This is a genomic window from Staphylococcus auricularis, assembly GCF_001500315.1.
GTDB lineage: Bacteria > Bacillota > Bacilli > Staphylococcales > Staphylococcaceae > Staphylococcus > Staphylococcus auricularis.
The window spans coordinates 210,541-224,502 of record NZ_LLER01000010.1 but is presented as its reverse complement, the minus strand read 5'-3'; the positions used below and the strand labels follow the sequence as shown (position 1 = coordinate 224,502).

The window sequence follows — 13,962 nt, the reverse complement described above, 5'->3', positions numbered from 1 at the left end:
CTTTACATTTTGTCTAACTTCATTCTTAGTTTATCACTCAGTATTCACGATTAAAAGGTTTTATCTGTTAAATCCCTACTTTACCGATAGGAATTAATGTGATATTTTAACTGTAATATATTTTAGGGAGATGGTAAACATGATTTCAGCCAACCACTTACATCTTCATTACGGCGACACAACAGTGCTGAATGATGTGAGCTTTGAACAACAAAGGGGGACCGTCACCGCAATCATCGACCCAAGCGGTTCTGGAAAGACCACCTTACTACGTACTTTAAATGCGTTATCTATACCTCAGTCAGGGTCTATACAGCTCAACGATGTTACTTTTGATAGTGAAAATCATACTAAGAAAGATATCAAAACATTAAGAGACAAATCAGCAATGGTATTTCAGAATTATAATTTGTTTAAAAATAAGACCATTATCGACAATATTACGGAAGGTTTAATCTACGGCAAAAAAATGAAAAAAGACAAAGCCCAAACGATCGCCCATGATTATTTAGAACGTGTAGGCTTGCTTGAACATCAAGATAAATATCCGGTTCAACTCTCTGGCGGGCAAAGTCAACGTGTCGGTATCATTCGTGCACTCGCACTCAATCCTGACGTTTTACTCCTCGACGAACCCACGTCAGCACTCGATCCTGAATCTGTCCAAAGTGTGCTACAACTCATCCAATCCATTGCTCAAAATGGCATGACGATGACGCTCGTCACCCACGAAATTCAATTTGCTAAAGCCATCGCAGACCAAATCCTATTCATTGATCAGGGTCGTATCATCCAACGCGGTACACCTACTGAAGTTTTAGAAGAAAGTGAGTCAGAACGCATCCAACGCTTCTTAAGTCAGATGGAAATGGAGCGTGATCGTGAATGAGATGGAGACGCGCACTATTTTTAACATTGATTCTATTACTGTCAGTCACAACACTCGCGAGCTGCCAGCAATCAAATGAAGCGAATTCCAAAAAAGATGACAAAAAAGTCATAAAAGTCGCATTATCTGCTGAAATTAACCCACCCTATCTTTACACGAATAAAGACAATGAATTTATTGGCTTAGATATGGACTATATGAAAAAACTCGAACAAAAATTACCACAGTATCAATTTGAGTACGAACTAGGTGAAGAGGAATCAAACCTCGTCGGATTAGGTGCTCAAAAGTTCGACATGGCAATTAATTGGTTCTTTAAGACACCTGAACGTGAAAAGCAATTTCTATATCAAGATGTTCCCTATAGTTATGCCTTGCCAATGTTAGCAGTACATGAAGATACCGATGACATTCACGCGTTGAGTGATTTACCGGGCAAACGTCTAACACCAGTAGCACCAAGTGGCGGTCTGTACTCTATCTTATCTCATTATAATGACACACATTCACCAGAAATTGATCTTGATTTGATTCAGGCTCCTTCTAACGGCGATAACTTGAAAATGGTAAGTCAAGGCAGAAGAGATGCTATGTTTTTAAACTGGAATACCTATAAAGCGATTCAAGAAGCGCTCCACGCAGATGTGAAAATCGGCGGCATTGTTAAAAAAGAACCGCTTCACATCGTTTATAACAAACAAAACCAACAACTACATGATGATATTGATAAAGCAACGCAAGAACTCATTGATGAGGGCGAATTACAAAAGCTCTCTGAAAAGTACTTTGATATCAATGTATTTGAAGATTTAGACCAAATTAACAAAGACAAATCGAAATTGGAGGTGGCCTCATGACGCATACAAACTGGATTGATCTATTTCAACAAGTCTTACAACAGTTACCACTCACTTTAGTGATGATTGTGTTGTCATTGATCTTCGCATTCATCCTAGGCTTTTTTCTAGCAGTGATTCGCATTAAGCAGACAAAGGTTTTAGCACCTCTCGTTCGTCTGTATATCTCATTTATGCGGAGTACGCCACTCGTATTACAGTTATTCTTAGTCTACTTTGCGCTACCTCAGCTGTTGTTGTTTGTGCATATTGATATCAATCACTTCAGTCGATTATTCTTTGTCATTCTCGCATTTTCATTACACTCAGCTGCTTACCTATGTGAAATCATGCGGGCAGGTTACCTTTCTGTGCCGTATGCGCAAATCGAAGCGGGTCTGTCAGTTGGATTATCATATCCACGCATTCTTAAGGATATCGTGATACCACAAGCGCTGCGTAATAGTATTCCGAATGTGACGACGCAAATCATCGAATTAATCAAAGATACGTCACTCGCCTTTACGATAGGCATTATTGACATCATGGGCCAAGTTCAATTAATTATCGGTAATAATTACGGCCTTGGTATGTTCCAAGTATACGTCGTCATTGCGGTTATCTACTGGGCACTCGCATTGATCGTGCAAGGTTTCTTCACAGTCATTTACAAACGTGCAGAAAGACCGTATCAAGTTTAAGGAGTGTAGAAGTTATGAATCATTTATTACATATTATTATCGAAGTAATGAAAGGCGTGCCTTCTACTCTAGTGATTGCGATTGTCGCGATGATTGTAGGATTACTGGTTGGAACGTTATTTGCGATCATTCGTTTGAATCATATTCCTGTACTCTCACAACTCATCGTGGTCTATAATTCCTTTTTTAGAAGTACGCCATTAATCGTTCAACTGTTGATGTTTTACTACGGTATTCCAGCCTTTATTTTATTACTGAATGATACGTTTAGCTTGGGCTTCGATCCAGATGTATTCTCACTGCTCGCCATTGCTTTAATCGCCTTTTCATTACACGCGATTGCTTATTTATCTGAAAGCATGCGTGGCGGCCTTCAATCCGTAGAAACGACTCAAATTGAAGCAGCAGAATCCATCGGTTTATCTAAATGGAATACGTATCGACGCATTGTATTACCTCAAGCATTAGGCTATGCGTTACCCAATATTGAAAACCAATTTATCATGTTACTGAAAGGGACATCTCTTGCGTTTGTCATCCAAGTCACTGAAATTATGGCGAGAAGTACAACGATCGCAAACGAAAGTTATCAATTTATTCCAGTCTATACCGTCGCTGCTGTATTATACTGGTTACTCGCCATCGTACTCGAAATGATATTCCACAAAACAGAAGCGCATACAAGCCGTTACTTAGACTCTAGCCAAGCGCGATAATACGTTTAAATAATAGAAAGGGAGTAAGTACCCACACTTTTAATCAAAGTCCAGATACTTACTCCCATTTATTTTATATAAATACTGAGAAGTCTTAGCTAAGTATATTGTGCATTTAAATAAATTGATTCACACGATCAATCATTTCGTTAACTTTAAGGCGTTGTGCTTCATCGACCTCAATGATTACGGTTCTTTCATCTACAGTATTACGTTTTTTACTAATGTAGCCTTTTTCTCTTAAGCGTTGCATTGCTTTAGTGAGAAAATAAGGTTCCAAACCTGAAGCGCGACTAATTTCACGTGCAGAAACTTCATTTGAATCTGCATTATACAAATAATTTAAAATGATAACTTCTTCATATGAAAGTTTAAGTTCTTTTTTAACCTCTCTGTAAAACCGTTTCACATACTGACTTACTACCAACACATCATCGATTTTTTTAATCTCAATTTTTTCCATGATACTTTTCCTCCTGCTGCCTACCCTAGCTGTACTTCTAGAATTAACATTTTTATTTTATACTAAAGCTTAACATTTTTGCAATAGTTTTTTAGTAAATTGTTTGAATTTTTAGACATGTTATCGTGCGCTACTGTTGTGTGTTGATTTCAGTCATTTTGCCTTCTTTATAATGAGGAAAAATAAAAAAATCAGAGCAGTGTAGCAACAAGAATAACTTCTCTCCACACATACTCTGATATTAGATGTGATTTCTGCATAACGCGGTATGCAACTATACATACGTCAACGTTACCACGATTCACTTATTTTATTTATTGTTTTTTTCACAAAATGTATCAGCGAAGCTTAATGAAGCTAAGCCCATTAATCTTAACGCATGGTCTGCGCCTTCTTTACCGTGACCAGCTTGGAAGTGTTTTAATGCAGCTACGCTAAGTACAGATAATGTAAATATTGAACCTAAGCGTGATACATTTTTGTTTAAGAAGCTAAGTGCAAAGCTTCCAGCAGCAAGTGCTTCAATTATTCCTGCTAAAGGTACTGCTTTTTGTGGTAAGTCAAATTCGTTTACAAAGTTATCGATGACATTTTCATCACCTTGTAATTTAGGTTTCGCAGCTTCATATAAATCTTTAGCTACGCGTAAGTTTGTCGCATAACGTAAAATCATAATCAATACACTCCTTCGTTTATGATATTAATCTTATACATATATACTTACCATTTAGAAGGCTTGTTTAAACTTTGATAACTTAATTTCTTATCACTTTAATCGACATTCTTCTTATAGAACGTATGCTTAACAAGCTACTTTTAGACTGTTAATTTAATCTAATGTGCCTGCTTTTTTCATTATAATAGCTGGTTTTTGCCACAGATTTAACCTTTTGTATCAAAATGACACAGATTAAGGGTTGAACATAGCCAACCTCTTTGAAACGCCTTCACAGGAGTCATTTATATTTCTATATTTTTACAACGCTGTAATAAACGTGTCATGATTTTCGTAAAAATATAAGCAAAAACAGCACAGCTACAAGCTAAGCCCCCCTTTCCGTACAATTCACTGTTATTACATGATAAACATAAATATTAGAACTAAATTACAAAACGGTAACATCCCACACAAGCCATGATTTTTCTGTTAAAGTATTGCTTGTCGTTAAATAACGAGGAAAAAATAATGTCGTGACGCTAGTAACTTGGGACTAACAAAAAACGAATGATTATCGATGTAAATAATAGGAGGACTTTTTACAATGAAAAAAATCGCTACAGCTACTATCGCTACTGCAGGAATCGCTACTTTAGCATTTGCTCATAACGATGCAGATGCAGCAGAAAACAACCAAGGTGGATACAACCCTAACGATCCTACTTCTTACAGCTATACTTACACAATCGATCAACAAGGTAACTATCACTACACTTGGCAAGGTAATTGGAGTCCAGACCAAGCTTACCAATACAATAACTACGACAACTACAACAGTGGTTACAGCAACTACTCAGCAAACACTCAATCTTACCAAGCTAACTCAACAGGTGGTAGAGGCGCAGCACCAACTTCAACTACTTCAGACCGTAGCTACCAAGTAACTACACAAGCTGCACCATCAAGCAGTTCAAACTCAATCGCTAACAACTCAGGTTCAGCAAACAACCTTTACACAGCTGGTCAATGTACTTACTACGTATTTGATCGTACAGGCGGTAAAGTTGGTTCAACTTGGGGTAACGCAAACAACTGGGCTAACGCAGCAGCTTCAGAAGGTTACACAGTAAATAACTCACCTAAAGCTGGTGCGGTTATGCAATCAACTGCAGGTGCTTATGGTCACGTTGCATACGTTGAAAGTGTAAACAGCGACGGTTCAATCCGCGTGTCTGAAATGAACTTCGGTCACGGTCCTGGTGTTGTATCTTCACGTACAATCTCAGCAGGTGAAGCTGCTTCTTACAACTACATTCACTAATATAAATTAAAATAACGTGAACTCATATTCACATATTAAAAATGAGGTAAGGATTCAATCTTCTCAGTCATGCATAACTGGCATGGAGAAGTCATCCCTACCTCATTTTTTTATGCTTAAATAGACTTTCATTCTAACTTGCTACTTAAAAGCCATAAGCCACTGAAACCCAATATACAAATGCGAGTAAATAAAGTAATGGGAAACTTTCAGAGACTTTATCTTTAACTTGTTTGTAGACAACGTAAATTCCTTGGCCTAAAAAGATGACTGTGAAGATAATTCTTACAATCAACATCGATAATGAAGGTTGCGTTACGTTAATCACCGCAAGTGCAATCGTCAATAACACGATAGCTATCGTATAAAATATCGTGTCATACGTTGAATTCCGATGTGATAACACCCAAAACAATGCAAAGACAAATAGCGTTACTAATATGCTTTCATGAAGCGCATTCGTGTTGTCCACCCATGTCATTTGAACAAAAATAAAACTTAATACATAAAACACTAAACCAATGAGTCCTGAAGTAATCGTAATTGCATTAAATGGCGTTTTATTATTAAAATATTGATCTACTGCGATGGATACACCAATAGCAGCAATCAGCGTTAATATATAAATCATTGGCTTCACCTCTATCTACTATTTGTTTATCACTAAAACCTATTTTAAAACCTAAAACACAACACGTCCAAAAACTCATTTTATAACATCATCCTTATTCATAGAGGAAATGATCGTGTCAATCTGTGAAGCATCTTATTATTATACCCCTTTCACGTGAACTCAAAGATGGACGAAGCGCGATTGATGCTAAACCGATATAAAAGAAGGCTGAGACATGTCGATGTCCCAGCCTATTTGTTCCACTCACAATCTAAGTGTGCTGTATTTTATTTTGAAGATGATGGTTTTTTCTTAATACCGATACCTGTAAAGCCGTAAATCAATGCGAATACGACACAGAGATAACATGGTACGGTCCAAATAAAGAATTGATCAAATGCTACTCCGAGTTGTTGTGTATAATAAATACCTGAAGTACCCCAAGGGATTAAAGGAATAATCATAGTACCAGAGTCCTCGAGTGTACGTGATAAGTTGGTTCTGTCGAGATCCATTTTATCGTACATTTCAAGCATGAGTACACCCACAATGATGATGACAACAGAGGCTACACCTGCTGCTAATACCATCATTAAGCCGCAAATTACAGTAGCTAATATGAGTTGTCCAACGGTGTGTATATTAGCTGCAATTCTACGTAAAATGACCTCTAGACAACCAGAGCGTTCGATAATACCGGCAAAGGCGTAACCACAAAAGATGGTCACGATAATTTCGGTCATGCTCATCATACCACCTTGAGTCACGAGATCAGTGGCTCTATCTGAAAGGTCGCCATGGTTTGGTATGTATTTAGGTTTAAATCCGTCGAATGAAGCTTGGAAACCATCGACGATTGAAAAGCCGTTGTTGATGGCACCTACGATAATGGCACTCAAGCCAGAAGCAAGCATGGATGGCACGGTTGATATTTTGAATAAAAGACAAGCGACAATGACAATAACCGGAACCCATGTTAAGAAATTAATGTTATAAATAGATGCGATTTCTCCCATCAAACCATTAATTTGCTTTTCATCTGTATTACCACTCGCTTGTGTCCCTGCAATGAGCCAAACGACAATACCGACGAGTGAGGCTGGAATCGTTGTCCATAACATCGCACGAATGTGTGAGAAAACATTCACTTTCGTTACGAGTGCTGCTAAGTTTGTCGTATCTGAAAGTGGTGACATTTTATCACCGAATACTGCTCCAGCAATAATCGCACCAGCAGTCATACCTGGATTCAATCCTAAGTTCGTACTAATCGCCATTAAGGCAATCCCTGCTGTTGATGCTGAACCCCAAGCAGTACCTGTGGCTACAGAAGTGATTGCACAAATAATAAATGCAGAAACTAAGAAGAATGTAGGATTTAAAAATTCTAACCCGTAATAGATGAGTGCTGGCACTGTACCTGAATACGTCCATGTACCAACGATGATACCGACAGCTAGAATAATAAATATCGCTGGCATCGCTGTCGCGAGCCGTTTCGTAATCCCCTCTTCTAAATCTTTCCAGCTCAATCCTACGCGTTTTGCGATAAATGCAGCATAGGCAGAAGCTAAGATCAACAATGCTTGAATTGGTATTTCAAATATAGTAAAGCCAGTTATGACAATAATTATCATTACAATAATAGTCGATAACGCTTCCAGCAAAGTTGGTTTTCTTTTCATAAAACGCCCTCCTTTTATTTAATGATTCATTGTTTATTCTGTGCTTCACTTAGTCTAAACCTAACTTTTCGACCCCTAATTTTTCGACTGTTAGACCTTCTTCAAAGAAATCTCTTTCAAGAATAGTAGAAGCAATAGTAATGATAGCATCTGTGTTCGGTGTTTGCACCCCTATCAAACGACCTAAACTAGACCAGAACACGAGACCATAAGCAATATCTTCAGTTAAATAACGAACGTTCACACTGTGAGGTCCTCGAATTTGCGTGAAGACTGGACTTGTATTAAACAAGCGATTGAGTGGTTCATCTTCATTTTTACGTTCGAGATAACCGCGTTCGATGCGCGCTTCTTTCGCCGTAGATAATTCAAAGCCTAACTTACGTCCGAGTGTTAAGCGTTCTAATTCTACAGCGTGTAACAATCGTACAGTATGAGAAGTAATCCCTTCTTCGTATAGAGCGAAATCACTACTATAGTCGATACGACCTACATTTAATAATGTGGGTCCTGGATGGACTTCTGGATTACCATTTTCGAGATTCGTTTTTAATAAGCTTTCTTCTTTTACAATGTAAGGGTAAAACTGTTCCACTTTCTCAAAGCTTTCACTCAAATATTGTTTATCATAAGTTGAAAAATATACTTTCTTCACTTTCAATGAACAATCCACTTGCGCCTCATCGAAGTTCACACGTGTCCCATAAGTGAGTGTATTGAGTTCTGCGTATTTAAGGTCTTTCTTAATATGCTTATCTTCCAACACATTCATGAAACGGATAGACCCCATAGCTGCTGCCATATTAAAGAGGATGAGTTGTCCATCTTCTACAAAGTCAGCCATCGTACTCGCATAATGCTCAATAAATGAGGATGGAATAATAAGTTGAATGACTTCTGCCCCATCGAGCACATAACCCATATCATCACTAATATTTGTGAAAGGTACGAACTCTTCGTCACCTTCCTCATTGTAGTGAAAGCCACCTTCTTTTAAGGCTTGATCAAACTTGTGTATCGATTGATTACGACAATACAAACGGACATCATGCCCTTGTTTATACATGTCTACAGCTGCGGTAACAGCACCGTTACCTGAACCTACAATTGCGATCTTCATACATATCCCCTCTTTCCTAACAATAAATCAGCGTCATATATAATTCATACACCTATTGATATAGCCGTATCTCACCATTTATAAACACGAAAATCGTTTTGCTAATGAGTTCCATAATAGTTGCATACGACAAATAATTTAAAAATTTTTAGACATTTCTTAAAAATTTGTTATATTTAAAACATCACAGAAAGGAGTGTGCATGCCTGATGACATCAGAACAAGAAAATACGACAGTGAATCAAAACAGCGCTTCCACACCGACGACAGAACCCACGTCTGAAGAAAGATTAATGGTCGTGCTTATCTATGTATTAAGCTTCTTCACTTCTATTATTGCACCATTAATCATTTGGTTGATTAAACGTGATACATCAGAGTTCGTAGATCGTGCAGGTAAAAACTACTTTAATTTCTTCATTTCTTATGTGATTTGGTATATTTTAAGTGGTATCTTACTGTTCGTACTTATCGGCTTTATCGCATTACCTGTCATCGCAATCTTAGATTTTATCTTTAGAATTGTGGCAGCTGTGAAAGCCTATAAAGGTAAGGATTATCTTATCCCTCTATCAATCCCATTCTTCAAATGAGGAAAGGCATAGTTGTTCTCACGGTAAAGCGTGGGTTTGGGATACGTCGTTTAATTGACTCAAGTATTTAATAGCTCGAGCGTCTATATCGATATAGATGTTTGAGCTTTTTTAATTGCATTAAGACAGGAAGTTCATAGCGCAATACGTGAAACTGCCTTAATTGCGTGAATCATTTTCATTTGAGATAATATTAGAGTTGTATTATAAAGGGAGGCATGCGCAATGCAGTGGCAATGGTTGAAGGTTGTCCTTGCAGGTATTTGTGAAATCCTATGGGTTGTGGGACTCACACATTCAACGAATTGGATCATGTGGGCCATCACCTTCATCTTAATTGGATTGAGCTTTTATCTCGTCATTAACACGTCTAAACACTTACCTGTCGGCACAGTTTATGCGGTATTTACCGGTATCGGTGCAGCAGGTACTGTACTTGTCGATATGATATTCTTCGGCGCATCAACGAACATCCTTAAGATTATTTTAATCGTCGCATTGATTGGCGGTATTATTGGACTCAAATTATCTACAGAGGAGGAGACTAACTAATGGCTTGGTTCTTTCTATTACTTGCTGGAGGCTTTGAAGTCGCAGGTGTCGTGCTTCTTAATGAATATACACGTAGACAAAACACAAGCCTCATCGTCTTATTAGGTCTTGGCTTCATCTGTAGTTTCAGTGCACTACGACTTGCTATGATGGATATTCCTATGGGTACAGCTTACGCGATATGGACAGGTATCGGTACAGCAGGTGGCACGCTCGTAGGCATGCTGTTTTATAACGAATCACACAGTGCCAAACGTATTTTCTTTATCGCATTAATTATCGTAGCTGTCATCGGTTTGCGACTCTTAGAATAGGATTTACATGTAAAAATAAAATCTCATTTTTCACGTGATATGGCTATCATAAAAAATTTATGAAGCACATATCACTTTTTTATATTCCCCACATTTAACACGGGTACAATTACTTTCTATTGTTAGAATTAACTTTATTTTATATACTTAACAAAAAGGAGTGATGATATGGTAAAAGTTTATATCGCAGGTGCAATCCCTCAAGTTGGGCTCGACTTACTCAAAGAACAAAACTACGACATTGAAATGTATGACGGTTCAGGACTCGTAGATAAAGAGACACTTAAAGCAGGTGTCAAAGATGCAGATGCTTTAATTCGCTTGCTTTCAACTACAGTCGATCAAGAAGTCATCGATGCTGCACCTAACCTTAAAGTAATCACAAATTACGGCGCGGGTTTTAACAACGTAGATGTCGATTATGCACGTCAAAAAGACATCGACGTGACGAATACACCTAAAGCTTCTACAGCTTCTACTGCAGAGCTTACATTTGCGCTCGTACTCGCTGTAGCACGTCGCATTCCTGAAGGCGATCAATTATGCCGTACGAAAGGATTCGATGGTTGGGCACCCCTTTTCTTCAGAGGTCGTGAAGTATCCGGTAAAACAATCGGTATCATTGGTTTAGGTGAAATCGGTACAGCTGTTGCTAAACGTTCAAAAGCGTTTGATATGGACATTTTATATACAGGTCCCCATCAAAAACCAGATAAAGAAAAAGTGCTCGATGCGAAATATGTTGATTTAGAAACTTTATTAAAAGAAGCAGACTTTGTAACAATCAACGCTGCTTACAATCCTGACTTACATCACCAAATCGATACACCTCAGTTCAAATTAATGAAACCGACGAGCTATTTAATCAATGCATCACGTGGCCCGATCGTTAATGAGCAATCACTCGTTGATGCTTTAAAAGCGAAAGAACTCGAAGGTGCTGCACTCGATGAATTCGAATTTGAACCTGAAATCAATGACGAACTCAAATCCATGGACAATGTGGTCATCACACCACACATCGGAAATGCCACATATGAATCTCGAGATATGATGGCACGTATTGTCGCTGAAGATACGATTCGTAAAATGAACGGCGAAGATCCGAAATATATCGTAAATCAATAGCTATTTGATACTGTTATAGTAAAAAAGTCTCAATCTACACTGAATGATATAACCATCTTCAGTAAGATTGAGACTTTGTTTTATTTTAATTTAGATTTATATAAAAAGTTAACTTGTCGATTTAGCATGAACTGAGGAATACGTTTAGCAATTGTATTACGTGCCCCTACCATTAATCCGTTGCGCATTTGTGCGATTTTACCGATACGACGTGAACGCTTGATAACCTTAGCCGTATGTTTTACTCGAAGTTTATCATAACGCTCAAGTGCCTGTTGAAAATCATAGGAAGCTAAACACTGATTGAGGACAATCGCATCTTCCATCGCTTGGCCAGCACCTTGACCCATGTTCGGTGTCGTCGCATGTGCGGCATCACCTAGCAAGATTGTTCGTTGATATACAAATGTTTTTAACGGTTTTAAATCATACATATCATGGTGTAAAATATCTGTTTCACTCTGTTTATCTAAGACAGCTCTTACTCGGTCGGGATAGTGATTGAAACGCGCTTGAAGATGGGGTTTCCCATATGATTGTACCGTTAAATCACGTTCTTTGGTATTGATCGCAATAAACCAATAAGCTTGATTATTCAGTAGTGGAACTATCCCTACTCTGCCTTTACTACCCCAGTACTCTGTGGCTACTTGGTCTGCTTTAAACGGCATATCTTCTACCATACCTCTGAAGACGGTATAACCTTGATATTGTACTTTAGCATCTTTCGTCACTTGATTTCGAACTTCAGAATGGAGTCCGTCGGCACCCAAACATAGATCAAATGTCTCACTTTCTTGAGCAGAAAAATGTAACGTCACCTTCATATCTCCATTGTCTACCTGTGTCACTAAATGATTTAGGTAAATCGCATCATCCGGAACATAGGATTGAATTACTTCGATGAGATCTTGTCGTTTCATTGTTAAATTCACAGTATTTTTCTTGAATTGTATACCTGAAAGTAGCGTATCTTTATGATCACGTATTTCTAGTTCTCTCACGAGTTGACCGACGTTTTTAATCCCTTTTGCCAAATCATGATTCCCAAGTTTTTCTAACACATTGTTACCAATGCCGATGCCCGCACCTATCGCTTTAATTTGAGGGTTCTTTTCAAATACTTTCACTTCATGTCCTTGTTCATAGAGTAATGCAGCAGCAGTTAAGCCACCGATACCTGCCCCAACAATCGCAATCTTCATTAATCTCTCCACCTCACATTTTCATCTTCATGTCATTGATTATGAGTCTACTTTATATCTTATTCTTATCGATATAAATCTTTTTCGATATCATCTTTTTTAATGCCCAAGTCTTGATAGAATGTATCCATAAAGGAAGCGATGTGATGATCCCAATCGATATCACTCGCATATTGGTTTGTACCAGGATGTTCAGGGTTCCAACGCATTTCATATAATGTCCGTTGATTGTTGTCGAAATATTGATGACGTACAAACTTCGCGCCACCCATAATGGCCTTCTCAGGTGTCGTCCAATCTTGCTCTTTTGCATAGCTTGTGCCATGTTGTAAAGCATCTTCATCAAACGCGCCGATACCAAAGAAATTATAATAGGTTTGGGTGCCATCATTAATCCCATCTGCAAGGTTAGAATGGCCATTGCCAGTTTCTACAAGGGCATGGCTAATGAGATAAATGACGTTCACCTTATATTTATCTTGGGCTTTTAAAAAGGTTTTGCCTTTACCACTCAGAATACCCTTGTCCTTCAGTAAAGCATTCGCTTCATCTTCAGATATAGATACCTTTTGTGAAATATCCATATAGTGTAGGTTATGATGTTCGTGGTCAATCTTCATCGCTGCTTTAACCTCATCATCACTCGCTTTTACGAATGCATCGTCTTCTTCTTTTGTATTGATTACATCAGTCCCGATTTGTTGTTCATAGGCCTCGTTAAAAGGATGCTTTTCCCTACCATTAAATAACGACGTTTCATTAATAATCAACAGAACAGCAAAGATGACAACCAGCAAAATGACGATACCAATAGAAAATTGTTTCTTTTGTTTTTTATCCATAACACAAATTGCTCCTCAACGTCTTTAAGATTAAGATAACTTCATGAAAGCAAATATAATCGCGATAAGGACGATAGCGAATGATACGTTAATCACGATCTTCATGCCAGTTCGATCTCTAAACATCGTATTAAAAATCACTAAACTAATCGCTAAAGAGATCGCAAACATAATGATCGCTAAGATTAGATTAAGGAAAAATAAACTAATTATACCGATCACTAAAAAGACATTTGAAATGAGCGCCATAAGCTTGATCATTTTCGGATTGATAGTTGCTCACTCCTTCCTACCTAACTCTTACATGTCCATTTTATGTATCAATC

General features: G+C 38.0%; 17 protein-coding genes. 9 read left to right on the top strand and 8 right to left on the bottom strand.

Annotated elements, in window-relative coordinates:
• Window positions 1-139: 139 nt before the first annotated feature.
• From APS80_RS06860 to APS80_RS06845, 4 genes are read left to right on the top strand one after another with little or no spacing between them, the layout of a single operon-like run.
• On the top strand, window positions 140-889 hold the full coding sequence (locus APS80_RS06860; protein ID WP_059107535.1) for an amino acid ABC transporter ATP-binding protein: 750 nt from the start codon (window positions 140-142) through the stop codon (window positions 887-889).
• The gene (locus APS80_RS06855) at window positions 886-1,746 is read left to right on the top strand and encodes a transporter substrate-binding domain-containing protein (protein ID WP_059107534.1); all 861 of its coding nucleotides are present in this window, start codon (window positions 886-888) and stop codon (window positions 1,744-1,746) included. Before APS80_RS06860 ends, APS80_RS06855 begins: the two co-directional genes overlap by 4 nt.
• Entirely contained in the window at window positions 1,743-2,426 is a 684-nt protein-coding gene (locus APS80_RS06850; RefSeq protein ID WP_059107533.1) for an amino acid ABC transporter permease, read from the top strand. The genes APS80_RS06855 and APS80_RS06850 overlap by 4 nt, the downstream gene beginning before the upstream one ends.
• 14 nt (window positions 2,427-2,440) lie before the next feature.
• Window positions 2,441-3,142 (top strand): amino acid ABC transporter permease, encoded by a 702-nt coding sequence (locus tag APS80_RS06845; protein ID WP_059107532.1) that lies wholly within the window; start codon window positions 2,441-2,443, stop codon window positions 3,140-3,142.
• 115 nt (window positions 3,143-3,257) lie between these two features.
• Here the strand turns inward: APS80_RS06845 and APS80_RS06840 are convergent, their stop codons facing one another.
• Both APS80_RS06840 and APS80_RS06835 read right to left on the bottom strand, forming a co-directional pair.
• Complete coding sequence (locus APS80_RS06840; protein ID WP_059107531.1) at window positions 3,258-3,605, bottom strand: transcriptional regulator, SarA/Rot family; 348 nt, start codon at window positions 3,603-3,605, stop codon at window positions 3,258-3,260.
• Window positions 3,606-3,915: 310 nt separating this feature from the next.
• A complete protein-coding gene (locus APS80_RS06835) occupies window positions 3,916-4,278 on the bottom strand; it encodes a hypothetical protein (RefSeq protein WP_059107530.1) in 363 nt (120 codons plus the stop codon).
• A gap of 589 nt (window positions 4,279-4,867) precedes the next feature.
• On the opposite strand from APS80_RS06835, the gene APS80_RS06830 reads away from it, so the two are divergent.
• Entirely contained in the window at window positions 4,868-5,584 is a 717-nt protein-coding gene (locus tag APS80_RS06830) for a CHAP domain-containing protein (RefSeq protein WP_059107529.1), read from the top strand.
• Between the two features lie 145 nt (window positions 5,585-5,729).
• On the opposite strand, the gene APS80_RS06825 is transcribed toward APS80_RS06830, so the two are convergent.
• The 3 genes from APS80_RS06825 to APS80_RS06815 form a co-directional block, all read right to left on the bottom strand.
• A complete protein-coding gene (locus APS80_RS06825) occupies window positions 5,730-6,215 on the bottom strand; it encodes a hypothetical protein (RefSeq protein ID WP_059107528.1) in 486 nt (161 codons plus the stop codon).
• 269 nt (window positions 6,216-6,484) lie between these two features.
• Window positions 6,485-7,882 carry a Na+/H+ antiporter NhaC gene (nhaC, locus tag APS80_RS06820; protein ID WP_059107527.1) on the bottom strand — a complete coding sequence of 466 codons (1,398 nt, stop codon included), beginning with the start codon at window positions 7,880-7,882 and terminating at the stop codon, window positions 6,485-6,487.
• Between the two features lie 49 nt (window positions 7,883-7,931).
• Window positions 7,932-9,002: an NAD/NADP octopine/nopaline dehydrogenase family protein gene (locus APS80_RS06815; protein ID WP_059107526.1), complete on the bottom strand. Its 1,071-nt coding sequence runs from the start codon at window positions 9,000-9,002 to the stop codon at window positions 7,932-7,934.
• 209 nt (window positions 9,003-9,211) lie between these two features.
• Between APS80_RS06815 and APS80_RS06810 the strand changes: the two genes are divergently transcribed.
• From APS80_RS06810 to APS80_RS06795, 4 genes are all read left to right on the top strand, one after another.
• On the top strand, window positions 9,212-9,595 hold the full coding sequence (locus APS80_RS06810; protein WP_059107525.1) for a DUF4870 domain-containing protein: 384 nt from the start codon (window positions 9,212-9,214) through the stop codon (window positions 9,593-9,595).
• A gap of 225 nt (window positions 9,596-9,820) precedes the next feature.
• Entirely contained in the window at window positions 9,821-10,147 is a 327-nt protein-coding gene (locus APS80_RS06805; RefSeq protein ID WP_059107524.1) for a DMT family transporter, read from the top strand.
• Complete coding sequence (locus APS80_RS06800) at window positions 10,147-10,461, top strand: DMT family transporter (protein WP_059107523.1); 315 nt, start codon at window positions 10,147-10,149, stop codon at window positions 10,459-10,461. The genes APS80_RS06805 and APS80_RS06800 overlap by 1 nt, the downstream gene beginning before the upstream one ends.
• 168 nt (window positions 10,462-10,629) lie before the next feature.
• Window positions 10,630-11,589 (top strand): 2-hydroxyacid dehydrogenase family protein, encoded by a 960-nt coding sequence (locus APS80_RS06795; protein ID WP_059107522.1) that lies wholly within the window; start codon window positions 10,630-10,632, stop codon window positions 11,587-11,589.
• Window positions 11,590-11,669: 80 nt separating this feature from the next.
• Here the strand turns inward: APS80_RS06795 and APS80_RS06790 are convergent, their stop codons facing one another.
• From APS80_RS06790 to APS80_RS06780, 3 genes are all read right to left on the bottom strand, one after another.
• Entirely contained in the window at window positions 11,670-12,794 is a 1,125-nt protein-coding gene (locus tag APS80_RS06790) for an FAD-dependent monooxygenase (protein WP_059107521.1), read from the bottom strand.
• Window positions 12,795-12,859: 65 nt separating this feature from the next.
• Window positions 12,860-13,636 (bottom strand): N-acetylglucosaminidase, encoded by a 777-nt coding sequence (locus APS80_RS06785; protein WP_059107520.1) that lies wholly within the window; start codon window positions 13,634-13,636, stop codon window positions 12,860-12,862.
• A gap of 30 nt (window positions 13,637-13,666) precedes the next feature.
• Window positions 13,667-13,885, bottom strand: a complete 219-nt coding sequence (locus tag APS80_RS06780) for a hypothetical protein (RefSeq protein WP_059107629.1) — start codon at window positions 13,883-13,885, stop codon at window positions 13,667-13,669.
• Window positions 13,886-13,962 lie beyond the last annotated feature (77 nt).